This is a genomic window from Lederbergia ruris (assembly GCF_018332955.1).
Taxonomy (GTDB): domain Bacteria; phylum Bacillota; class Bacilli; order Bacillales; family Bacillaceae_C; genus Lederbergia; species Lederbergia ruris.
Genome location: NZ_BORB01000036.1, coordinates 21,788 through 46,493 on the forward strand (window position 1 = coordinate 21,788; position 24,706 = coordinate 46,493).

The following is a 24,706-nucleotide window of genomic DNA, read 5'->3' on the forward strand; positions in this document are numbered from 1 at the left end:
AAAAAATGCTTGTTTCTTATAAATGGCTGCAAGAATATGTCAATCTTGCAGGAGTATCCGCAACTGAATTAGCAGAAAAAATTACGAGAAGTGGAATTGAAGTCGATGGCGTTGAACAAAAAAGTGCAGGCGTGAAAAATGTTGTCGTGGGCCATGTACTTGAATGTGAAAAACATCCAGAAGCTGATAAATTAAATAAATGTTTAGTGGATGTAGGGGAAGAGGAGCCTGTGCAAATTATCTGTGGCGCACCTAATGTCGCGAAAGATCAGAAGGTAGCTGTTGCGAAGGTTGGTGCAGTTCTTCCAGGAAATTTTAAAATTAAGAAAGCGAAATTACGTGGCGAAGTTTCAAATGGAATGATCTGTTCCCTTCAGGAACTAGGAATAGAAGGGAAACTCGTTTCTAAGGAATTTGCAGAGGGAATCTTTGTCTTTCCTAATGACGTAGAAGTTGGAGCGGATGCCTTAGCATTATTGAACTTAGATGATGAAGTATTAGAGCTTGATCTTACTCCGAACCGTGCCGATGCGCTTAGCATGCTTGGCGTAGCCTATGAAACAGCGGCCATCCTTGATCAAAAAATCAAATTACCGGAAACGGAACTTGAGGCCGGCTCGGAAAAGGCCGAAGACTATATTGCGGTTAAGGTTGAGGAGAGCGAGGAAAATCCTTTATATACAGCCAAAGTGATACGCAATGTGAAAATAGGTCCATCCCCGTTATGGATGCAAACGCGTCTTATGTCTGCCGGAATCCGCCCCCATAATAATGTGGTGGATATTACCAATTATATTTTATTGGAATACGGTCAGCCGCTTCACGCTTTTGATTATGATAAATTGGGTTCGAAAGAAGTCGTTGTGAGGCTTGCCCATGAAGGGGAGAAACTGGTGACGCTTGATGGTGTGGAACGAACACTGACGAGTGAGCAGATGGTGATCACGAATGGTTCTGAACCTATTGCCCTAGCTGGCGTTATGGGTGGGGAGGAATCTGAAGTAACGAGTGAAACCACGACTGTTTTACTTGAATCGGCTTATTTTGCCGGCCCATCTGTTCGCGCGACTTCTAAACACCACGGCCTAAGAAGTGAAGCTAGTGCTAGATATGAAAAAGGAGTGGATCCTACCCGTGTTCGTCCTGCAGCAGAACGAGCAGCTAAGCTAATGGCAGAGCTTGCAGGGGGAGAGGTGTTAGAAGGACGGGTAGAGGATGATCATTTAACGATTGAACCTGTCACTCTCTCCATTACATTGGACAAAATAAACCGCGTATTAGGAACGAAGATTACTGAGTCTGAAGTGCTTTCAATTTTTAGAAGGTTACAATTTGAGGCATCTGTCGAAGGGGGGACTTTTACAGTGACTGCGCCTCCTCGTCGTGGAGATATTACGATTGAAGAAGATTTGATTGAGGAAGTTGCACGTTTATATGGCTATGACCTCTTACCGAAGACGTTGCCGAAGGGGGCCGCTACTTCTGGTGGGTTAACGAAAGATCAGGAAAAACGCCGATCAGCAAGGGATTATCTTGAAGGAGCGGGACTTTATCAAACGCTCACCTATTCTTTGACTTCCGAAGAAAAGTCACCCCAATTTGCGCTCGAAACACGGGAACCCGTGAAACTAGCGATGCCTATGAGTGAGGAGCATAGCTGTTTGCGAATGAGTATTATTCCGCAACTCTTAGAATCTGTCGCGTACAATATCGCCAGGCAACAAGAAACAGTTGGTTTTTATGAAATAGGTTCTGTTTTTCTTAATAACGGGCAAAATCAGCAACCTGATGAACAGGAACATATTGCAGGTGCCTTAACAGGTTTGTGGGTAGAGAATGCCTGGCAAGGTGAAAAGAAACCAGTTGATTTCTATGTAGCCAAAGGGATTTTAGAAGGACTGTTTGAAAGAATGGGTGTAGCGGACAAAGTAGAATGGCGTGCAGCGAAAATAGATGGTATGCATCCAGGGAGAACCGCAGAAATTGTCCTTACCGGTGAAGTGATTGGCTTTGTTGGTGAACTTCATCCAACAATGGAAAAAGAATGGGATCTAAAAAATACGTATGTATTTGAAATAAAGGCTGAACCGATCTTCCACTATAATCTACCTGAATTAAAATATGTGCCAATTCCTAAATTCCCATCGATTTCAAGAGATATTGCCCTTGTTGTCGATACGACAGTGACGGCTGGCACTCTGGAAAATATTATCCAAGAAGCTGGTGGAAAACTTCTAAAATCGATTAAGGTATTTGATCTATATGAAGGGGAACATATGAAAAAAGGGAAAAAATCAATTGCTTTCTCGTTAATTTATGCAGATCCTGAAAGAACATTAACGGATGAAGAAGTAGTGAAAGCACATGAAAAAGTATTAACAGCAGTAAAAGATAAAGCGGGAGCAGAACTCAGGGGATAGGATCTAGCAGGCAACACAAAAAGGTAGAAACGACTCGGGCGATCTGAGTTGTTTCTACCTTTTTATATTTATACTCTTGCGATTTTTCTCGCTTTATTCGTGTTGGCAAAATGCATTTTCGTAAACTTATGAAGAGCATCTAAACCATGAGATTTAATCAGACGAGCGGCATCTTGGTCTACTTTAGGGCCAGCTCCCTTTGTTAACTTAAATCCGGCTTTTTGACTTAGTTGATCCATCGCTTTTAAGAAAGCATAACGAGCTAAGATGGAGGCAGCCGCAACGGAAAGATGTATACTTTCCGCTTTTGTACTAAAATAAACATTCTCTCGGCACACTTCTTTAACTCCTTGTAGATGCCGGTAATAGACAGGTGCCTCTGCAAATTGGTCGATAAGAATCGCATCCGGTTTTTCAGGTTCTATTTTCTTGAGTAGATGATTCAAAGCTTGATTATGTAATCTAGCCGTGATTTTCCCTTGTGTCATCCCAGAAGACTGCAGTTGATTATATTTTTCATTTGGTAATGTTAAGAGACTATATGGTAAAAATGTTAAGAGATCCTTCGCAATCTTGACAATTTCTGTATCTGTTAGATTTTTTGAATCTTGTACACCTAATTCTTTGACAAGAGGAAGCTGTTCTTTTTTTACATAAGCTGCCACAACGGTCATTGGGCCAAAGTAATCCCCTTTTCCGACTTCGTCTGATCCAATCACGGATAAAGACGAAATATTAGCAGGCAAAGGGGTGCCGGACGATTTCTTTTTGGAGGGAACAGTTTTCTTTGTTGGAAGTACCTCTCCCCATTGTTTTGCTTCAGCTTCATTCCCTGCCCCTTGGAACATGACTTTTCCAGACCGATAGGCTGTAATCGTGCAGCCTTGTTTTTTAGCCGAAAATACACTTCCCGGTGGATTGTTTGCTTTTAAATATTGTTCATAATGGCTCTTCATTTTTTCGATTTCAGCTTGATTTACCTGAATAACTGTATTTGCCAACCAATCACTTCCCTTTCTAAAAAATACCCTTAAAGTGCGTGTTCAAAAAGGAGGATAAAAAGGACCCGTCGGCGACTACGCTGACGTCCTGTCAGCTACGCCGACACTAGCACTTCCTGTGCGTCGAAAGTTCGAGGCGGCGCAGTTTCGAGCACAAGGAAAGCTTCCCTGAATCAGCATCGCACGCCGGAAAAGTGGTTTTCTTTTCCAAGGAGCGGAGAAGCAAGCCAACGAAGAAATTCGCAGTGTCATTTTTACCGAGGCCTGCAGGACGCAGGTCACAAAGGCGTTGTGACAGGATGTCGCGAATTTAGCCTTTGATCCTTACTTTTTGAACATCCTCTTAAAGAATCCTTAAGATAAGTTTAACATAAATATAATTAAAACAAGGAACTGCAAAAATTTCACTAAATAAAAAGTAAAAGCAGAATAAGATCATCAACTTTTTCTTATTCCCATCTGTTTTCATTCATGATATGATATGTTGTAGGATTTTATCGAAAAGAGGGGAAAAGAAATGTCTGGTCAAGAGAAGGTAAGAGTTTCTGTTGTGATTTATGGAAAACAGTATACAATCACAGGAACTGAATCCCCTGATCATATGAAGGACGTTGCAGGAATTGTCGATGAAAAAATGCGCGAAATCAACTCGATTAATCCAAATTTGAATACTGAAACATTAGCAGTGTTAACAGCAGTTAATTCAATTCATGAATATATGAAATTACAAGAAGAGTATGAACGAATTCTGCAAGAACTTAATCGTATAAAGGAATGACCAATTATGTTAGATTTGGCTTTAATAGTGTTATTAATAGCGGGCTTTCTCATAGGAGTAAAGAGAGGTTTCATTTTACAATTGATTCATATGATCGGGTTCGTTGTTTCTTTTGTTGTAGCTTATTTGTATTATGATACAGTTGCTCCAAAATTAAGACTTTGGATCCCGTATCCTGATTTAGGTTCGGAAAATGGTTTTAAAATGTTTTTAGATGGTTCCAATTTTGATGAGGCTTTTTATCGGGCAATTGCCTTTGTGATCATTTTTATTGCGACTAGAATTGTGTTAGGAATCATTGGGTCTGCCTTAGACATTGTCGCTAGTTTACCCGTAATTAAATGGCTGAATATTAGCGCTGGTGGAGTTTTGGGGGCAATGGAAATCTATTTATTTATGTTTATTCTCTTGTACATTGCTGCATTAGTTCCAATGGCCTCTATTCAAACAGCTCTGGAAGGTTCCGCCTTATCTGAAATGATTTTAAAGCATACACCTTATTTTTCGGCCGAAATCAAAAAATGGTGGATTGACTTTGTTCAGAGTTAGGATAGCTAAGGTGTAGGGGATGTGCTAGATTGATACTTTAAGAAGTTGTGTCTACAGCGGTTCATCTATCATGCGCTTCTATTAAGTGATAAGCAAAACTTCTCTTTTTGAAAGGGAAGTTTTTCTTTTTACAATTGGTTTTGATAGAATATGTTAAGGAAGAATGTTGAGTGGTTGGTGATAAATATGAGTATAAACAAAAAAGATGTCATTCGTCTGCTTGAACAGATTGCTATATATATGGAATTAAAGGGAGAAAATCCATTTAAAATTTCAGCTTTTCGTAAGGCTGCCTTTGCTTTAGAAGCAGATGATCGCAGTCTGTCCGAAATTTCCCACTTTGCTGAGTTACCCGGGATTGGAAAAGGAACGGAAGCTGTGATTGAAGAATATATATCCCAGGGACATTCTAGCGTTTTATCTTCTTTGCAAGAAGAAGTTCCAAAGGGGTTAATCCCTCTATTACAGCTACCTGGACTTGGTGGAAAGAAAATTTCCCGATTGTATCAAGAATTAGGAGTTGTGGACATTGAAACTTTAAAAGCAGCCTGTGAAAGTAATCAGGTAGCCGGCTTAAAAGGTTTCGGAAAAAAATCTCAAGAGAAGATTTTAGAAGCGATTGCAGGGGCGGGAAGTCAACCAGACCGTCTTCCAATTGCCTACATGTTACCTATTGCAGAAAGTATTGAGCAATACCTACGGAAAATCAAGGAAGTGAGCGAGTTTTCTCGTGCTGGAAGCTTAAGACGAATGAAGGAAACTATGAAAGATTTAGACTATGTTATTGCGACTGAACATGGTCAAACTGTGAAAAATGCTTTATTAACAATGCCCGGTGTGCAAGATGCTACGGCTAGTGGCGATACAAAGATTACATTGATTCTATCAGGACAATTCCAAGTTTCAGTTGATTTTCGCCTTGTACAACCAGAAGAGTTTGCCTCGGCTTTGCATCATTTTACAGGTTCAAAGGAACATAATATCCGGATGCGGCAGCGTGCAAAAGAACAAAATGAAAAAATTAGTGAATATGGAGTAGAGAAGACGGAGACGGGGCAGATGCAGACTTTTTCGTCGGAAGCTGAACTGTATCATCATTTTCAATTGCCTTTGATTCCACCTGAAATAAGAGAGGATGGCAAGGAAATAGATGATTATCATGCGGATCTTTCGTTTATTGAAATCGACGATATAAAAGGTGATCTACACATGCATACAACTTGGTCAGATGGTGCCTACTCGATCGAAGAAATGGTTGAGGCATGTCGAAGAAAAGGGTACCAATATATGGCGATCACAGACCACTCCGAATTTCTTAAAGTGGCGAATGGGCTTTCACCTGATCGATTAAGGAGTCAAATAGAGGAAATTCGGAAAATAAATGAGAAGTACCACGATATTACGATTTTAGCTGGGGTTGAAATGGATATACTGCCAGATGGAAGTCTCAATTATGCGGATGATTTATTAGCGGAGTTAGACCTTGTCATTGCTTCCATCCATTCAAGCTTTTCCCAGCCACAAGCTAAAATCATGGAGCGCCTCAAAAATGCGCTGGAAAATCCATATGTTGATATTATTGCTCATCCAACAGGGCGCTTGATTGGCAGACGGGATGGATATGATGTCGATATGCCGCTATTAATTGAGCTTGCCAGACAAACGGGTACAGCTTTAGAATTAAATGCGAATCCTGCACGCCTTGACCTTTCTGCGACTAATATTCGAATGGCGCACAAGGCAGGGGTCAAAATAGCGATTAATACAGACGCCCATAATAAAGAAAACCTTGAATACATGAAAGTGGGGATATCATCCGCTAGGAAAGGTTGGCTTCCAGCTTCTTCTGTTCTTAATGCGTTGCCACTAGAGGAATTACTGCAATTTTTAAGAAGAAATAAGTAGAGTGAAAACTAGGGGGGAGTCCAACTCCATGAATGATAAGATATTAAAGACATTAGAGTTTGATAAAATTTTAACACAATTAGAAGGCCATACATCCTCTGTGTTGGGGAGAGAAAAGGTTCGAGATTTACGCCCAATAAGCTCCTTTGATGAAGTTGTTCAAAGGCAAGCAGAAACAGATGAGGCATCGCATGCTCTTCGTTTAAAAGGTCATGCTCCATTGGATGGGATTTTTAATATCAGACCACATGTGAAAAGATCGGTGATCGGCGGTGTGCTCAATCCATTAGAATTGATGCACATTGCTAGTACGGTTCACGCTTCACGATCTATAAAACGTTTTATTGAAGAATTGCTTGAAAATGAAGTTGACATTCCTATCTTAGCAGGGAAATCGGAACAAATCATTCCTTTAAGTGAACTGGAAAAAATGATTAAAAATGCGGTTGATGAAACGGGGGAAATCCTTGATTCGGCAAGTCAAACATTGCGGAGTTTACGCCAACAGGTAAGAAGAACTGAAGGAAGTATACGGGGGAAATTGGAAGGTTTTACCCGAGGGCAGAATGCGCAAAAAATGTTATCTGACGCGATTATTACAATCAGAAATGATCGTTATGTCATTCCGGTTAAGCAGGAATATCGCACGCATTATGGGGGGATTGTGCACGATCAATCTGCTTCAGGGCAAACCTTATTTATTGAGCCACAAGCTGTCGTAGACCTTAATAATTCGCTAAAGGAATTGCAGTTAAAGGAAAGGCAAGAAATTGAGAAGATCCTTGCTCAGTTATCAGGGAATGTCGCGGAAGTGGCGGAAGAATTGCAGCAAATTGTTCAAGTATTGGGTGATTTAGATTTTATTTTCGCAAAAGCACGCTTTGGTAAAGAAATAAAAGCAACAAAACCAGTGATGAACGAAAAAGGGATCATTCGGTTATTTCAAGCTCGCCATCCTTTATTAAAAATGGAAGAGGCTGTTGCGAATGATATCGAATTTGGTGGCGAGTATACGACAATGGTGATTACCGGGCCTAATACGGGTGGGAAAACGATCACACTTAAAACAGTGGGGTTACTAACACTTATGGCGCAAGCGGGTTTATCTATCCCTGCCGCAGAAGGTTCAGAAGTCGCCGTATTTGCAGAGGTATTTGCCGATATAGGGGATGAACAATCGATTGAGCAAAGCTTAAGTACATTTTCATCCCATATGGTCAATATTGTTGATATTTTAAAAAAGGTTGATCATGATTGTCTTGTTTTATTTGATGAATTAGGGGCTGGAACAGACCCACAAGAAGGAGCCGCCCTCGCCATTTCTATTCTTGACGAGGTCTACCAACGTGGTGCTCACGTGATTGCTACCACGCATTATCCGGAGCTAAAAGCATATGGATTTAATCGACCAGGTGCGATCAATGCCAGTGTGGAGTTTGATGTTGAAACATTGCGGCCGACTTACAGATTATTAATCGGTGTTCCCGGACGAAGTAATGCTTTTGAAATATCTAAGCGATTGGGTCTGTCTGAATGGACGATTGAAAATGCGAAAAAATTGATTGATGCAGAAAGTAATGAAGTGGAAAGTATGATCGCTTCATTAGAGAAAAGTCGTCACGATGCGGAAGAAGAATATAAAGAAGCACATGAATATTTAAAGGCCGCAGAAAAGCTTCACCAAGATATGCAAAAGCAAATGATCGAGTTTTATGAAAGAAAACAAGAGATGTATGAGCGCGCTGAAAATAAAGCGACTGATGTAATTGAGAAGGCGAAAAGGGAAGCAGAAGAGGTCATGAAAGACTTACGACAACTGCGCTTTCAGAGTGGGGCCCAAGTAAAGGAACATGAATTGATTGAAGCAAGACATCGATTAGAGAATGCTATACCCTCACTAGATAAACAAGCAGGAAAGGGAAAAAAGGAAAAGAAAAACTTCGAATTCCAGCCTGGGGACGAAGTAAAAGTAACGAGTTTTGGCCAAAAAGGGCATCTGATTGAAAAAGTAGCGGAAAAAGAATGGAATGTGCAAATTGGCATTATGAAGATGAAAGTAAAAGAGAGTGATTTGGAGTTTATTCAATCAGAGCAAAAGAAAGAAACGAAGCCAATGGCGACAATAAAAGGCCGAGACCATCATGTTGGTCTAGAATTGGATTTGCGCGGGGAAAGATTGGAAGATGCCTTGCTCAAAGTGGAGAAATATATCGATGACGCCTTATTGGCTGGTTATCCGCGTGTATCCATCATCCATGGAAAAGGAACAGGCGTGTTACGGAAAGGAATTACGGATTATTTGAAACAACTTCGTTCTGTGAAACGTATAAGATTAGGGGAAGCAGGAGAAGGCGGGAGTGGCGTGACAGTAGTCGAATTTAAATAAGGCCAACAAATGTTGGTCAAGACGGGGGCCCACAGGATGTGGGACAGAACAGCGTTGCGCCAGGACGGCGCGCCTTTAGCCGTTCACCCTTATGGACTAAGTTTGTACGTCGCGAAACGGGCGCTTGCGCTTTACTTAGGAGGGAGATGAATAATGGCGACTTCATTTTGGGAGAACTCAGTTGTGCAGACAGCAGGGTATTATACAGTCTCTGTGCTTTGTATGGTTTTATTCTTGTTTATATTTGAAATCGTAACGAAGTATAAAAATTGGGAAGAAATTAAAAATGGAAATATTTCCGTTGCCATGGCAACCGGAGGAAAAATTTTTGGGATCGCGAATGTTTTTAGGCATTCGATTCTTCATCATGATTCATTATTTATTATGATTGGTTGGGGAGTGTTTGGCTTCTTTCTGTTGTTAACAGGCTATTTCATTTTTGAATTTTTAACACCAAAATTTAACATTGATACAGAGATTGAAAATGACAATCGTGCGGTCGGGTTTATTTCGATGGTAATTTCGATCGGGCTTTCATACATCATTGGTGCAAACATTCAATAAGGGTGGGGTAATGTAGGTGGAGAAACTGGCTAAAGTGCTGTTAGTAGTAGGCGCGATCTTCTTCATACTTGGTGTAATTTATCTAGTTCGTATATAAAGACAGTGTCGCAAAGGGCTGCTGGTTCTTTGCGACACTGTTTTCATTTTAAGCAGTTGCTTTTTTAGATTGATATTTTGCTAAACTGAATACTGTTATAATCAAAAGAAGAATCGTGATAATGATGGTATAGGCACTTTCCGTTACCCCGGCTATAATAAAACCAATCAATGCGATGACGGCATTAACAGAGGCATAGTAAATCTGGGTTTTGACATGATCGATATGGTCTGCTCCCGCCCCTGTTGAGGAAAGAATGGTTGTATCTGAAATCGGGGAACAATGATCACCGAATATTCCACCTGATAAAACAGCGCCAATACAAACCATCATCGGAGCGTCGAGGCCAACAGCCATCGGGATCGCAATCGGTAACATAATGGCAAACGTTCCCCAAGAACTACCAGAAGCAAGTGACATTCCCACCCCAACTAAAAATAAAAGAGCTGGAATAATAAAGCCAGGTATTTTACCTTGCAATAGTTCAACTACGTATTCCGCCGTCCCCATCTCACTAATGACTTTACCAAGAGCCCAAGCTAAAACTAATGTGACAGTTACATAAACCATCTTTTGCATTCCACTTGTATAAATATCAACAACTTCACCAAACTTTTTCACTTTAAAACCGATCATAAGTAAAGCTAATGTAACAGCGGCAAATAAGTAGGCTGTACTTAAGGCAATTCTAAAATCTTCACCTGGAACAGGTTCAAACGGGAAGCCTTTCGAAATGAGTAGACCGAATAAAGTTGTAAACAAGACTAAAAGCGGTAACCACACCATAATGGCTCGACTATTTTGTTGGTTTACTAGTTTCTCTTTTTCAGGTTTTCTAAGTGGTGTTGAAGTGGGCCAATAAAGTTGTCCAGTTGTTTGGATTCGATGCTCAGCTTTCGCCATTGGACCGAAGTCAAGCTTCGTGAACGCAATTAAAGGTATCATTAAAACCGTAAGAATCGCATAAAATTGAAATGGAATGACTTGAAGAAAGGCATCAAATTCCGAAATAGATAGTTCCATATTGTCGAATTCCTTCTTCATTAAACCCATAATATAAACACCCCAGCCAATAAACGGAATTAACACGGCAACTGGTGATGATGTCGAGTCAAGGATCCAGGCTAACTTCTCCCTTGAAACTTTTAATTTATCAAAAATCTTTTCAAAAACGGGCCCAACAATTAAAGGTGTACCTAAATCTGAAAAGAAAATAATAATTCCGCCCAACCATGCGGAAACCTGAGCTTTAGCACGGGTATTGATTAGTTTTGTCGACTTTTCAGCTAATGCCGCACCGCCACCTGATTTCTCCATTAGCGCAACAAAACCGCCAATGAAAAAGAGAAGAACTAAAACTGCAGCATTGTAACTATCGGTTAATTGAGGAAATAAAAAATCTCCAATTGTCGTCATGGTAGCTTCCAGTGGGCGTCCACCTACGATGAAGAGCACTCCGATATATACACCAGAAAATAAAGAAATAATCACATTCCTTGTAATAATGGCTAGGATAATAGCTAATATTGGTGGTACTAATGATAAAAACCCCATATGTTCCATTCGTTTTCCCCCTGAAAATATTGCAAATATGTATATTTATTTATCAGTAATTATATTTATTCATGATCTGGTTGTCAACATCGATTTTAAATTCTAACTATTTGAATATTTATTTACTATTTTTTAATAGTGTTAGTAAATATAAAACATTATCATTTGTACGTTTGAATGCAATATAATATACTGAAGAAGGAATTGTAACATTCTTAACTGTTTTACCCAGAGAACCTTTGTAAGGGGATTCGCTTTAAACGATGAATGAATGGAAGAATATTTAAAGGTCTAGGACACCGTTTGCTTGAAGTTTCACTGAAAATTAGGAGGGGTTGTATGGAAAGTAGGCCTTGGTTGAAAATGTATCCTAAATCTATCCCGACAAAACTGGATTATGAACCAAGAACAGTGCAATCTTATTTAATCGATACAGCCAGAAATTTCCCCGAGAAAGTAGCGATTCATTTTATGGGAAAGGAAATGACCTTTCAGGAGTTATATGAAAGTGTTCTTAAAATGGCCAATTATTTACAAGGATTAGGTGTAAAGAAAGGCGATCGAATTGCAATTATGTTACCGAACTGTCCGCAATACGTGATTAGCTATTATGCAAGTCTATTTACAGGTGCCGTTGTTGTCCAAACGAATCCGCTCTACACAGAGCGAGAACTTGAATACCAAATGAAAGACTCCCAAGCAAAGATCATCATTGCCCTTGACATTTTATATCCGCGCATCTCCAAGGTGATCAAACAAACAAAACTTGAACACATCGTTGTAACCGCTATCAAAGACTATCTACCATTCCCAAAGAATCTTATTTATCCTTTTATCCAGAAAAAAGATACAGGGATTGTCATTCAATTGAATCATGAAGGAAATACGCATCTTTTCAAAAAAGTGATAGAAGGTGGATCACTATCGCCGATTGAACTGGATTTTGATTATGAAAACGATTTAGCCCTTCTCCAATATACTGGTGGAACAACAGGGTATCCAAAGGGGGTTATGCTTACACATAAAAATTTAATCGCGAATGCGACGGCTTGTCAGGCTTGGATTTATAAAGCAAAACCAGCAGAAGAAACGATTCTCGGTGTTCTGCCCTTTTTTCATGTGTATGGGATGACAACCGTTTTAATTCTATCGATTATGCAAGCCTATAAAATGGTTTTGCTGCCGAAATTTGATGCAAAAACAACGCTTAAAACCATTCATAAGGAGAGGCCGACCATTTTTCCGGGAGCACCCACCATTTATATCGGGTTATTAAATCATCCAGATCGCAATAAATATGATCTTTCCTCGATAGAAGCTTGTATAAGTGGCTCTGCGCCGCTTCCAGTTGAAGTTCAACAAAATTTTGAAAAAATTACCGGTGGAAAGCTTGTAGAGGGATATGGCTTAACAGAATCTTCGCCTGTTACTCATGCCAATTTCATATGGGGGCAGGAATATGTGAAGGGGAGTATCGGAGTTCCTTGGCCAGATACTGACGCCATGATTGTCTCGGCAGAAACAGGAAAAGAAGTTCCACATGGGCAAATTGGCGAAATTGTCGTCAAAGGACCGCAAGTCATGAAAGGTTATTGGAACCGTCCGGAAGATACAGCTGAAACTTTGAAAGATGGTTGGCTATTTACTGGAGACATGGGATATATGAATAAGGATGGATATTTTTTCGTCGTCGATCGAAAAAAAGATATGATCATTGCGAGTGGATATAATATTTATCCTAGAGAAATTGAGGAGGTTTTATATGAACATCCAGCAATTCAGGAATTAGTTGTAGCTGGTATACCTGATCCTTATAGAGGGGAGACAGTGAAAGCATATGTGGTTCTAAAGGAAGGCGCAGTTGTAACTGAGAAAGAATTAGATGAATATGCAAGAAAGTTTATCGCTGCTTATAAAGTACCGAAAGAATATGAATTCCGTAAAGAATTACCTAAAACGGCAGTTGGAAAAATATTGCGTAGGACATTAATAGAGGAAGAGAAGAAAAAGAGACAACATTAAAATTTATTTTAGGTAAAAGCCAAATGAAGTGAGGAACCATTTGGCTTTTAACTGTATCGAGAAAGAACATCACTCACTGCATCATAAAAGCGTACGAAAGCGCATAAATCCGTTTCCTTTGCTCTTATGAATTATGATTTGACAGATTGTATTCTAGTTATTATGATAGAGGTGTGAATGAATAATCATTCATTTATTATGTAGAAAAGGTGAAGTCGTTGAAAAGGAACAAACCGAAGTACAAACAAATCGTCGATGCGGCTGTAACAGTCATAGCAGAAAATGGCTATCATCAATCGCAAGTTTCTAAGATTGCGAAACAAGCTGGTGTCGCGGATGGGACTATTTATCTTTATTTTGAAAATAAGGAGGATATATTGATTTCTGTTTTTCGTGAAAAAATGGGACTATTCATTGAAAAGATGAGAGCAGCTATTCAAACGAAAGAAACTGCTTCTGAAAAATTATTTGTCCTGATCGAAAATCATTTCAATATATTATCGAATGATCGTCATCTCGCCATCGTCACTCAATTGGAATTAAGACAGTCCAATAAAGAATTAAGAAAGAGAATAAATGAGGTATTGAAAGACTATTTACACTTAATTGATCATATTATTTGCCATGGGCAAGAAAAGAATGAGTTTTCTGCTCACCTAAACGTAAGACTAGTGCGGCAAATGATTTTTGGAACAATGGATGAAACCGTGATGACTTGGGTGATGAATGATCAAAAGTATGATTTGGTTTCGCTTGCACCCCAAGTCCATGAATTATTATTACAGGGTTGTAAGCAGCGCTAAGCAAGTGAAGGAAGGATCACAATATGAAAAATATTAGGGGAAAGTAATTTCAAAGTTTATGAATCTCACTTCTTGCACGATGGTAAACGTGGTTACTTGAAAGCGATGGGTTGTTTTAGTGAGATAACCTCCTCACTATCACTCTCGTTTTCTGTTAATTTTTAAAGCGGATTCATACTGCCAATACGATAAAAAAGGGAGGCTAAAACAAACATGAATGTCTTTGTCTTATTAAAAAGAACTTTTGATACGGAAGAAAAGATTACGATTTCGAATGGTCAAATTATGGAAGATGATGCTGAATTCATTATTAACCCTTATGACGAATATGCCATCGAAGAAGCTATTCGTGTACGGGATGAGCATGGCGGAGAAGTACATGTCATGACAGTCGGAGATGAAGAAGCTGAAAAGCAATTAAGAACAGCCCTCGCAATGGGAGCGGATCGAGCTACCTTGATTAATATTGAGGATGATTTAGATGAGACTGACGCGTTTTCAATCAGTAAAATCATTGGCGAATTTTTAAAAGACAAAGAGGTAGATCTGATATTAGCTGGGAATGTAGCGATTGATGGCGGTTCGGGACAGATTGGCCCTCGTGTAGCTGATATTTTAAATATCCCATATGTCACTACTATTACGAAGTTAGTCATAGAAGGAGAAAAGGTGACGGTTACAAAAGATGTAGAAGGGGATTCAGAAATGATTGAGACAAAGTTGCCCTTGCTTGTAACGGCTCAACAAGGTTTAAATGATCCGCGTTACCCTTCACTACCAGGAATTATGAAAGCGAAAAAGAAACCATTGGATGAGCTTGAATTAGACGATTTAGACCTGGAAGAAGAAGATGTGGAAGTGAAAACAGAAACGATTGAAAGATTTCTACCTCCTAAAAAGGAGGCAGGGCGAATTTTACAAGGGGAGTTGCAAGACCAAGTTAAGGAACTTGGGGCATTATTGAATAAAGTACTCTAAAATCAAAAAAGGCTAGGAGGGAGTAAAGTTGGGAAAAAAAGTTTTCGTATTAGCTGAATTGCGAGAAGGGGTATTACGAAATGTGTCCTTTGAGGCGATTGCCGCAGGAAAACAGTTAGCAGACGGGGGAGAAATTATTGCGTTGCTGATGGGAGAATCTGTGCAATCCTATACGCAAGAACTTATTGCTTACGGTGCTGACCGAGTCATTACAATAGAAAGTGATCAATTAAAACACTATACCTCTGACGGATATTCCCAATGTTTGCTTACAGCGATAGAAAAAGAGCAACCAGATGTCTTGATTATGGGGCATACGGCATTAGGGAAGGATTTATCCCCTAAAATTGCAAACCGATTGAATGTCGGTCTCATTTCAGATATTACAGCCATTGAGAATATTGATAACCAATGGACCTTCATACGACCTATTTATTCCGGAAAAGCTTTTGAAAGGAAAAAGATGGTGGGGGATTTTATCTTTGTCACGATTCGCCCAAATAACATCGAGGCAATCGAGAAGGATGATACCCGTACAGGTGCTGTGGCGGCTATCGATGTAGAGGTGAAAGATCTTGCTATGACAATTAAAGAAGTGATTAGAAAAGCGAGTGAAGGCGTTGACCTGGCAGAAGCCAAAGTCGTTGTGGCTGGAGGTCGTGGTGTGAAAAGTGCGGATGGCTTCAAACCATTACAAGAACTGGCTGATGTTCTTGGGGGAGCCGTAGGCGCTTCTCGAGGAGCTTGTGATGCCGATTATTGTGATTATTCCTTGCAAATTGGTCAGACAGGGAAGGTTGTCACCCCTGATTTATATATAGCATGTGGAATCTCGGGTGCAATTCAGCATTTAGCTGGGATGTCCAACTCAAAGGTCATCGTGGCCATCAATAAAGACCCTGAAGCGAATATATTCCAAGTGGCGGATTATGGGATTGTCGGGGATCTATTTGAGGTTGTTCCTCTTCTCACGGAAGAATTTCGCAAAATAAAGGCGAACAATGTAAGTTAGACCAAATCCCAATTAAGCACTCCGAATATGAAAAGTATGAAGCAAAAAATTCGCAAGTACATCTTTCTAATGATATACTGACTTTAAGTTTTGAATGTATATAAGGAGGGTGTATAAATGGCTATTTCGCATGTAACAGATCAAAACTTTGCCTCCGAAATTAGCGAAGGCGTGGTATTGGTTGATTTTTGGGCACCATGGTGTGGCCCATGTAAAATGATTGCTCCTGTATTGGAAGAATTGGATGCAGAACTTGATGGAAAAGCAAAGATTGTGAAACTAAACGTAGATGACAATCAAGAAACTGCTGGTAAATACGGTGTCATGAGCATTCCAACTTTGCTTGTTTTTAAAGATGGAGAAGAAGTTGATAAAACAGTAGGCTTCCAACCGAAAGAAGCATTGGAAGAATTTTTAAATAAACATATCTAATGTGACAAAAATCCGGGCCTAGCGTCCGGATTTTTTAATCGGAAAAGAGAGGAGGGATAGGGTATGAATGATCATATTAAAAATAAATTAGAAATTCTCCCAGACCAACCTGGTTGTTATTTAATGAAAGATCGGCAAGGGACCATAATCTATGTCGGAAAGGCAAAAGTTTTAAAAAATCGAGTGCGATCTTATTTCACTGGTTCGCATGATACAAAAACGCAGCGTCTTGTGAATGAGATTGAGGATTTTGAGTATATCATGACATCTTCTAATATCGAAGCTTTAATTTTAGAAATGAATTTGATTAAAAAACATGATCCTAAATATAACATCATGTTGAAGGATGATAAGAGCTATCCTTACATTAAAATAACAAATGAACGGCACCCCCGCCTTATTATTACGCGTAAAGTAAAAAAAGATAAAGGCAAATATTTTGGCCCCTACCCGAATGCACAAGCTGCAAATGAAACCAAAAAGTTGCTTGATCGTCTTTATCCTCTTCGAAAATGTCAAAGCTTGCCTGATCGTGTGTGTTTATATTATCATCTTGGGCAATGCTTGGCGCCCTGTGTGAATGAAATCCCACAGGAAACGTATAAAAATATAACAAGTGAGATTACAAAATTTTTAAATGGCGGTTATAAAGAAATAAAAGCCGATTTACAACAGAAAATGCAAGTGGCGGCGGAAAAATTAGAATTTGAGCGCGCAAAAGAGTATCGTGATCAAATTTCTAGTATCGAGACCACAATCGAGAAACAAACGATGATGTCGGCTGATTTTATCAATCGCGATGTATTTGGGTATGCGATTGATAAAGGGTGGATGTGTATTCAAGTGTTCTTTGTGAGACAAGGGAAACTAATTGAAAGAGATGTCTCCATTTTCCCTATATATGGTGAGCAAGAAGAAGAATTTCTTACGTTTATGGGGCAATTTTATTCTCAGCCGAATCATTTTAAACCAAGGGAAATTTTGATTCCAGAAAATGCGGATCAAGAATTAGCTGAACAACTCCTAAATGTCAAAGTTCTCCAGCCGAAAAAGGGACAAAAAAAGGATCTTGTCAATCTGGCAACAAAAAATGCCCATATGGCATTAAACGAGAAATTCTCCCTTATCGAAAAAGATGAGGAACGAACCGTCCTTGCGATTGATAAGCTTGGTGAAGCAATGGGGATTTATACGCCATACCGGATTGAAGCTTTTGATAACTCCAATTTACAGGGTGCTGATCCCGTATCTGCCATGGTTGTCTTTATTAATGGAAAACCGGCGAAAAAAGAATATCGCAAATATAAAATTAAAACCGTTCAAGGCCCAGATGATTATGAATCCATGCGAGAAGTTGTAAGGAGAAGATATACGAGAGTCCTTCGAGAGGGATTACCTTTACCAGACCTCATTTTAATTGACGGGGGCAAGGGACAGATTGAGGCGGCAAGAGATATATTAGAAAATGAGTTAAATGTTGAGATCCCCATTGCCGGACTTGCTAAAGACGATAAGCATCGAACTTCCCAGTTACTATTCGGAGACCCTCTAGAGGTTATTCCACTAGGGAGAACCTCACAAGAATTTTATTTATTACAAAGAATTCAAGATGAGGTGCATCGTTTTGCCATCACCTTTCATCGACAGTTACATGGCAAATCTGCTTTCCAATCAATATTGGATGAGGTTGAAGGGATTGGCCCAGCAAGGAAAAAACTATTGCATCGTCATTTTGGTTCCCTTAAAAAGATGAAAGAAGCGAGTGTAGAGGAGTTTATTCAAATCGGCTTACCAACTAAAACGGCAGAATTATTAAAAGAAAATTTACAAAAGCAAGTTGAAAAGAAAGAATAGGAGTGCTATAATGTAGAAAATTTCAAAAAGATAGAGGCGCAAATCTTTAAGAGTAAGAACTTGGAGAAGTACGGGCTTCCTTGAAGGGTTCTGAAAGGGGAGATTTGCCGAAGTGGAGAAATAACCGTTATTTTCTCTGCTGGTCCTACGTTTAAGAAATGTAGGATTGTCAAAATGGCGAAAACCATTTTGGAGAGCTATCCCATGTTGTGATCTGAAGTATTGATAAGTCAAATTCACAAGCAATGAGGATAAACGCTCATTGCTTTTTTATTGCTTAGGAAACTATAAAATTCTAGCTTGTGGATAAGTTCTAAAAGTGGGTATTGACGTCTGGCTCCAGCGCCCAGCGCCTAGCAAACTTTCGGTGCCTTCCTACGATAAGTCAACATCGATTCACCCTTCGGGTTCATCGTGTTTCCTTTATCTCGTCAGGCCCCTAAAAAGTTTGTACGTCGCTAAACGGGCGCTTGCGCTTTTGTTCTGTGGAATAAAGCAGTTGCTTCGATCAAGGTTGAAAAAGGGAAAGGGAAGGTTGGAACATGGACACAATCGTAATTAAATTTGGTGGATCTTCATTAAGTACGACAGACAAAATTAAAAATGCCGCGGATCGAATCATCCAGATTCGTAAACAAGGTAAAAATGTGGTAGCCGTTGTTTCCGCAATGGGAAAAACAACGGATCAATTACTTTCACTAGCAGAGCAGATTACGGATAAACCAGCTCAACGAGAAATGGACATGCTGCTTACGACGGGAGAACAAGTATCGATTTCACTCCTAACGATGGCATTGACGAGTAAAGGATTCGAAGCAATCTCCTTAACAGGCTGGCAGGCTGGGATTGTGACCGAAAATATCCACTCAAATGCTAGAATTTTGGATGTTAAAACGGCAATGCTTCAGAAACGATTGAATGAAGGCAAGGTAGTGGTAGCAGCTGGATTTCAGGGGGTAACCGAAGAAGGCGAAATCACGACTTTAGGTCGGGGTGGATCGGACACAACAGCAGTTGCGATTGCGGCGGCATTAGGAGCTGAACGGTGTTTGATTTGTACAGATGTAACAGGAGTGTATACATCAGATCCGCGCTTTGTCCCTAATGCTCGAAAACTATCTTCTATTTCTTATGATGAAATGCTAGAATTGGCAAACCTTGGAGCTGGTGTTTTACACCCACGTGCTGTTGAGTTTGCGAAAAATTATGGGGTAGCGCTAGAGGTTCGCTCAAGTGTGGAAAACGTGGAAGGTACAGTAATTGAGGAGGAAGTATCAATGGAACAAAATCTGATTGTACGTGGTGTGGCATTTGAAAAAGGTATGACAAGATTGACGATTTTAGGTTTAAGTAACGAATTAAACGGACTATCATCCATTTTTACTGTTTTGGCTAATCATCAAATCGATGTGGATATTATTATCCAAAGTCAAACAGATACAAATAAAACCAACCTATCTTTTTCGATTAAAACGAAAGATTTAGATAATGCGATCGAAGTATTGGAACAGAATAGACAGGTAATTGGCTATGAAGGAATCGAGCATGAGGCTGAGTTGGCGAAAGTATCCATTGTTGGCTCAGGTATGGTATCGAACCCAGGTGTTGCAGCTCGGATGTTCCAAATCCTTGCTAAAAACCAAATTCAAGTGAAAATGGTGAGCACTTCGGAAATTAAGATTTCTGTAGTCGTAAATGAAGACCAAATGGAAAAGGCGGCTCAAACATTGCATGAAGAATATGAGTTAGGGGCTGTTCCAGCAGAAGCTACAAATTAAAAGTCAGACTTTCGAACCCAATGCCATAATCTACAACACATATAGCCCAAAACCAGGAAAGGCTTGCTCTTCTTTGGTTTTGGGACATTTGCATGTGATGAGCTTAGTGACACGGTGATATCGTAAGGAGCGGGCTGTTCGTATGTAACGAGACAAATATTTACGGCTGAAAAATCATGTTTAGCCCCTTCATGTTTAGCTTTGTACAGGATCTTTTAAATCCCATCGTACAATAAAAAACACTTTCTTTTTTTTCTTTACAATTTCTTCATGTGCTTCAGTGACAAGATTTTTTTGTGATTGAATTTGCTCTGCGATAAATCCAGCTTCTAGACGGAAGGAGGGTTCATTATGCATAAGCAATCGTCTTTCAACAATATCACCGGTAAGTTCTAGCTTCATTTCTTTTTTATTCTGTTCGACTAATTCTAAATCTCCCCATGCGGCTTCCTTAAAAAAAGAAGAAATTTCTTCATTTGAAAGCAATGGGAAGGTCCGCGCTATATGTTTGCCAACCCAATAGGATATTTCATCGGTATCATTTCCGAGCATTTCAGGAATTAAAATATCCCGAAGCAATTCATAAGCAAACAAGGGGACCAATTGGTCAGTTTTAGCTTCTTTTTGAAAAGTTTGTGTTGATGCAGGTTTCACGGTCCTATCTCCCTCTTTTTCTTTCATTCTTATTATATACAAAAAGAGATCGATTTTGAAAAAAATTGCTAAAAAAATAGAAAAATATTTAATAAAAATATCTAGCTTATGTTGCGGTTGATGTCTAGCTCCAGCGCCCAGCAACTAGCAAACTTTCGGTGCTGTTGGTCAGAATGGCGTTACGCCAGGAAGGCGAGTATTTAGCCTTTGAACCTTTTTATCTTTATTATAAAAGTTTGTATGTCGTTAACCGGATGCTTGCGCTTTTCTTAAAAGATAAGAAAGTATAAATTTTGGCTAATGCTTGATCCAGCTCCAGGCGCCATCGGCTCGAGGTCAAATAACCTGAACCAATGAAAGGCAAAAAAGCGCCTTTCTTTGGTTCAGAACATTTGCTTGTCGCCGATAGGCGGGCGCCTTGCGCTTTTCTTATTAGGAAACCGTTGTCTTGACGCTTTATGTAGGGAAGAGTAAAATGAATATGTCCACAAAATTGTACTAAATTAATTTTGTGCTATAGAAATCTACTCCTGATGGATTTCTGGTACAAATGTAAATGATTAAGGGGGGTAAATTGTGGCGGGAAAAAATGAATTTTATTGGCGCAGGCTGCATTCTTTACTGGGGGTTATTCCGGTAGGAGTTTTTTTAGTGCAGCATCTTGTTGTCAATCACTTTGCTACACAAGGAGAAGCGGCATTTAATACAGCTGCAGGTTTTATGGGGAAATTGCCATTCGTTATTTTCCTTGAATTCTTAGTTATATACATACCAATCCTTTTTCACGGAATTCTCGGGATTTATATCGCGTTTGTGGCAAAGAACAATCCAATTAAGCTGGGTTGGTTTCGGAATTGGATGTTTACGATTCAAAGGATAACAGGAATTATCTTATTAGCCTTTATTGCTTGGCATGTTTATCAAACACGTATTCAAGCTGCTTTCGGGGCTGAAGTAAATTTTCAAATGATGGAAGATATTTTATCCGATCCGATTGTTTTGATCTTGTATCTACTAGGAATCCTTTCGGCGACATTCCATTTATCAAATGGTTTATGGTCTTTCCTAGTCAGATGGGGAATTACTCAATCTCCTAGATCTCAAAAAATTTCTTCATGGGTAATGGGTGTAGTTTTTGTAGTGCTTTCCATCATCGGTGTACGTGCAGCATTAGCCTTTGTTTTTCCTGACTTTTTTGTAGGTTAGTGGACAGCAAAGCAATTGAACTATGGGTAAAAAAAGGAGTGAATCGCAACGATGAATAACGGTAAAGTCATCGTGGTCGGTGGAGGCTTAGCCGGCTTAATGGCAACAATAAAAATAGCTGAAGCAGGGAAGCAAGTGGATCTATTTTCACTTGTTCCGGTAAAACGTTCACATTCCGTCTGTGCTCAAGGGGGAATCAATGGAGCGGTGAATACGAAGGGTGAAGGGGATTCACCTTGGATTCACTTTGATGATACAGTATACGGTGGGGACTTTTTGGCTAACCAGCCACCGGTAAAAGCAATGTGTGATGCAGCACCTGGGATTATAAATCTATTAGATCGAATGGGTGTAATGTTTAACAGAACACCAGAAGGATTATTAGATTTCCGTAGATTTGGAGGAACCCAGCATCATCGGACGGCCTATGCAGGAGCAACAACAGGTCAACAGCTTTTATATGCATTGGACGAGCAGGTTCGTCGCCATGAAGTAGCTGGACTTGTAAACAAATATGAGGGTTGGGATTTTCTGGGGATTATTCAAGACGATGCAGGCGCTTGCCGCGGAATCGTTGCCCAAAATATGACAACAATGGAGATTCAATCTTTCCCAGCTGATGCCGTTCTTTTAGCAACTGGAGGTCCTGGAATTATTTTTGGTAAATCGACAAACTCTGTTATCAATACGGGGTCTGCTGCTTCAGTTGTATATCAACAAGGTGCGACCTATGCGAATGGAGAATTTATTCAAATCCATCCAACTGCGATCCCAGGAGATGACAAATTGCGCTTAATGAGTGAATCTGCGCGTGGTGAAGGTGGAAGGATTTGGACATATAAAGATGGGAAACCATGGTATTTCTTGGAGGAAAAATATCCTGCATACGGAAATCTTGTCCCTCGTGATATTGCGACACGGGAAATTTTCCATGTATGCGTAGATATGAAATTAGGACTTAACGGTGAAAATATGGTATATCTCGACCTTTCTCATAAGGATGCCCATGAGCTTGATGTGAAGCTTGGTGGAATCATTGAAATTTATGAGAAGTTTACTGGGGAAGACCCACGCAAAGTACCAATGAAGATATTCCCAGCCGTTCATTACTCTATGGGAGGCCTATGGGTCGATTACAATCAACATACAAATATTGAAGGATTGTTTGCTGCTGGAGAATGTGATTATTCACAACACGGTGCAAACCGACTAGGAGCAAACTCTTTATTATCCGCTATCTACGGTGGAATGGTCGCAGGTCCTGAGGCTGTAAAATATATCGATGGACTTGAAAAAAGTTATGATTCTTTGTCTTCCTCTTTGTTTGATTCAGCTACAAAGAAAGAACAAGAAAAATGGGCTGATATTATGGCCATGGATGGCGATGAAAATGCTTATGTCCTCCATAAAGAATTAGGAGAATGGATGACAGATAATGTCACAGTCGTTCGTTACAATGACAAATTGAAGAAAACGGATGATAAAATTCTTGAACTCATGGAGAGATGGGAAAACATTAATATTAATGATACATCTGGTTGGAGCAACCAAGGTGCTATGTTTACAAGACAATTAAAAAATATGCTCCACCTAGCACGTGTAATTACCATCGGGGCATTAAATCGGAATGAAAGTAGAGGGGCTCATTACAAACCAGATTTCCCTGATCGTAATGATGAAGAATGGTTGAAGACAACGAAAGCTAATTACAATGCTAGTACGAACTCTCCTGAATTTAGTTATGAAGATGTAGATGTTTCACTTATTAAACCTCGTGAACGGAATTATGCTAAAAAGAAAGAGGTGAAATAAGGATGGCCGAACAAAAAAAGGTAACTTTCATTATTACCCGTCAAAAAGATAAGGAATCAGAGCCTTATGAAGAAAAATTTGTTTTGGATTACCGTCCTAATATGAACGTGATTTCCGCATTAATGGAGATTCGTAGAAATCCTGTTAATGCGGAAGGGAAGAAAACAAGCCCAGTTGCTTGGGATATGAACTGTCTAGAAGAAGTTTGTGGCGCTTGCTCCATGGTGATCAATGGCAAACCCCGCCAATCTTGTACAGCTTTGGTGGATAAACTGACTCAACCGATTCGTCTTGCTCCAATGGCTACCTTCCCAGTCGTTCGGGACTTAATTGTCGATAGAAGTAGAATGTTCGATTCTCTTAAGAGAATTAAAGCGTGGATTCCAATTGATGGTACTTATGATTTAGGACCAGGACCACGTATGCCGGAGAGAAAGCGTCAATGGGCTTACGAACTGTCAAAATGTATGACATGTGGTGTCTGCCTTGAAGCTTGTCCAAACGTTAACAAAAAGTCCAACTTTATTGGACCGGCCTTCTTATCACTTGTTCGTCTTTATAACGCTCACCCAACCGGTGCAATGAATAAAGATGAACGTTTGGAAGCTTTGATGGATGATGGTGGGATTGCCGATTGTGGAAACTCACAAAACTGTGTGCAAGTTTGTCCGAAAGGCATTCCGCTCACGACATCAATCGCAGCGATGAACCGTGCAACTAATGTTCAAATGTTTAAAAACTTCTTTGGAAGCGACCATATGGTTGATTAAAGTAAAAAGAGGCTGGGACATAACTAGCCAAAAATAGTAAATAAAAAGGTTCCAAGCAATAAAAAATTTGCTTGGAACCTTTTTTTGTAGAGTTTCTCCCTCTCCCGGCACTATTTTGCCGTTCATGGCGG

The 24,706-nt window shown here is 39.8% G+C and carries 19 protein-coding genes and 1 riboswitch; of the genes, 16 read left to right on the top strand and 3 right to left on the bottom strand.

Features of this window, described 5'->3' with window-relative positions:
* Nucleotides 1–5 precede the first annotated feature (5 nt).
* Entirely contained in the window at nt 6–2,420 is a 2,415-nt protein-coding gene (gene pheT, locus KI363_RS17000) for a phenylalanine--tRNA ligase subunit beta (protein ID WP_212967065.1), read from the top strand.
* Between the two features lie 68 nt (nt 2,421–2,488).
* On the opposite strand, the gene rnhC is transcribed toward pheT, so the two are convergent.
* The gene (rnhC, locus tag KI363_RS17005; RefSeq protein WP_212967066.1) at nt 2,489–3,421 is read right to left on the bottom strand and encodes a ribonuclease HIII; all 933 of its coding nucleotides are present in this window, start codon (nt 3,419–3,421) and stop codon (nt 2,489–2,491) included.
* A 517-nt stretch (nt 3,422–3,938) separates the two neighbouring features.
* On the opposite strand from rnhC, the gene zapA reads away from it, so the two are divergent.
* From zapA to KI363_RS17030, 5 genes are all read left to right on the top strand, one after another.
* Entirely contained in the window at nt 3,939–4,199 is a 261-nt protein-coding gene (gene zapA / locus KI363_RS17010) for a cell division protein ZapA (RefSeq protein WP_158322538.1), read from the top strand.
* A 6-nt stretch (nt 4,200–4,205) separates the two neighbouring features.
* Nucleotides 4,206–4,748: a CvpA family protein gene (locus KI363_RS17015; RefSeq protein WP_158322539.1), complete on the top strand. Its 543-nt coding sequence runs from the start codon at nt 4,206–4,208 to the stop codon at nt 4,746–4,748.
* Nucleotides 4,749–4,934: 186 nt separating this feature from the next.
* Nucleotides 4,935–6,653 (top strand): DNA polymerase/3'-5' exonuclease PolX, encoded by a 1,719-nt coding sequence (polX, locus tag KI363_RS17020; RefSeq protein ID WP_212967067.1) that lies wholly within the window; start codon nt 4,935–4,937, stop codon nt 6,651–6,653.
* A 28-nt stretch (nt 6,654–6,681) separates the two neighbouring features.
* Nucleotides 6,682–9,039 carry an endonuclease MutS2 gene (locus KI363_RS17025; protein WP_212967068.1) on the top strand — a complete coding sequence of 786 codons (2,358 nt, stop codon included), beginning with the start codon at nt 6,682–6,684 and terminating at the stop codon, nt 9,037–9,039.
* A 153-nt stretch (nt 9,040–9,192) separates the two neighbouring features.
* A complete protein-coding gene (locus tag KI363_RS17030) occupies nt 9,193–9,603 on the top strand; it encodes a DUF350 domain-containing protein (RefSeq protein WP_212967069.1) in 411 nt (136 codons plus the stop codon).
* Nucleotides 9,604–9,748: 145 nt separating this feature from the next.
* Here KI363_RS17030 and KI363_RS17035 read toward each other — a convergent pair whose 3' ends face one another.
* Nucleotides 9,749–11,263: a Na+/H+ antiporter NhaC family protein gene (locus KI363_RS17035; RefSeq protein ID WP_212967070.1), complete on the bottom strand. Its 1,515-nt coding sequence runs from the start codon at nt 11,261–11,263 to the stop codon at nt 9,749–9,751.
* Between the two features lie 330 nt (nt 11,264–11,593).
* Between KI363_RS17035 and KI363_RS17040 the strand changes: the two genes are divergently transcribed.
* The 7 genes from KI363_RS17040 (at nt 11,594) to KI363_RS17070 (ending at nt 20,133) form a co-directional block, all read left to right on the top strand.
* Complete coding sequence (locus tag KI363_RS17040) at nt 11,594–13,276, top strand: long-chain-fatty-acid--CoA ligase (RefSeq protein ID WP_212967071.1); 1,683 nt, start codon at nt 11,594–11,596, stop codon at nt 13,274–13,276.
* A 218-nt stretch (nt 13,277–13,494) separates the two neighbouring features.
* Nucleotides 13,495–14,079, top strand: a complete 585-nt coding sequence (fadR, locus tag KI363_RS17045) for a fatty acid metabolism transcriptional regulator FadR (protein WP_158322545.1) — start codon at nt 13,495–13,497, stop codon at nt 14,077–14,079.
* A 213-nt stretch (nt 14,080–14,292) separates the two neighbouring features.
* Nucleotides 14,293–15,057 carry an electron transfer flavoprotein subunit beta/FixA family protein gene (locus KI363_RS17050; protein ID WP_212967072.1) on the top strand — a complete coding sequence of 255 codons (765 nt, stop codon included), beginning with the start codon at nt 14,293–14,295 and terminating at the stop codon, nt 15,055–15,057.
* 28 nt (nt 15,058–15,085) lie between these two features.
* Nucleotides 15,086–16,069 (top strand): electron transfer flavoprotein subunit alpha/FixB family protein, encoded by a 984-nt coding sequence (locus KI363_RS17055; RefSeq protein ID WP_212967073.1) that lies wholly within the window; start codon nt 15,086–15,088, stop codon nt 16,067–16,069.
* A gap of 117 nt (nt 16,070–16,186) precedes the next feature.
* Nucleotides 16,187–16,501: a thioredoxin gene (trxA, locus tag KI363_RS17060; RefSeq protein ID WP_158322548.1), complete on the top strand. Its 315-nt coding sequence runs from the start codon at nt 16,187–16,189 to the stop codon at nt 16,499–16,501.
* Nucleotides 16,502–16,564: 63 nt separating this feature from the next.
* Nucleotides 16,565–18,355, top strand: coding sequence for an excinuclease ABC subunit UvrC (uvrC, locus tag KI363_RS17065; protein WP_212967074.1), 1,791 nt, complete (start codon nt 16,565–16,567; stop codon nt 18,353–18,355).
* 23 nt (nt 18,356–18,378) lie between these two features.
* A riboswitch (Lysine riboswitch) is annotated at nt 18,379–18,563 on the top strand.
* 334 nt (nt 18,564–18,897) lie between these two features.
* The gene (locus KI363_RS17070) at nt 18,898–20,133 is read left to right on the top strand and encodes an aspartate kinase (protein ID WP_212967075.1); all 1,236 of its coding nucleotides are present in this window, start codon (nt 18,898–18,900) and stop codon (nt 20,131–20,133) included.
* A 195-nt stretch (nt 20,134–20,328) separates the two neighbouring features.
* Here the strand turns inward: KI363_RS17070 and KI363_RS17075 are convergent, their stop codons facing one another.
* Complete coding sequence (locus KI363_RS17075) at nt 20,329–20,787, bottom strand: YslB family protein (RefSeq protein WP_246516921.1); 459 nt, start codon at nt 20,785–20,787, stop codon at nt 20,329–20,331.
* A gap of 576 nt (nt 20,788–21,363) precedes the next feature.
* Between KI363_RS17075 and KI363_RS17080 the strand changes: the two genes are divergently transcribed.
* The 3 genes from KI363_RS17080 to sdhB are packed head-to-tail and all read left to right on the top strand — an operon-like array spanning nt 21,364 to nt 24,575.
* A complete protein-coding gene (locus KI363_RS17080) occupies nt 21,364–21,993 on the top strand; it encodes a succinate dehydrogenase cytochrome b558 subunit (protein ID WP_212967077.1) in 630 nt (209 codons plus the stop codon).
* A gap of 51 nt (nt 21,994–22,044) precedes the next feature.
* On the top strand, nt 22,045–23,805 hold the full coding sequence (gene sdhA / locus KI363_RS17085; RefSeq protein ID WP_158322552.1) for a succinate dehydrogenase flavoprotein subunit: 1,761 nt from the start codon (nt 22,045–22,047) through the stop codon (nt 23,803–23,805).
* Nucleotides 23,806–23,807: 2 nt separating this feature from the next.
* Nucleotides 23,808–24,575: a succinate dehydrogenase iron-sulfur subunit gene (sdhB, locus tag KI363_RS17090; RefSeq protein ID WP_158322553.1), complete on the top strand. Its 768-nt coding sequence runs from the start codon at nt 23,808–23,810 to the stop codon at nt 24,573–24,575.
* Nucleotides 24,576–24,706 lie beyond the last annotated feature (131 nt).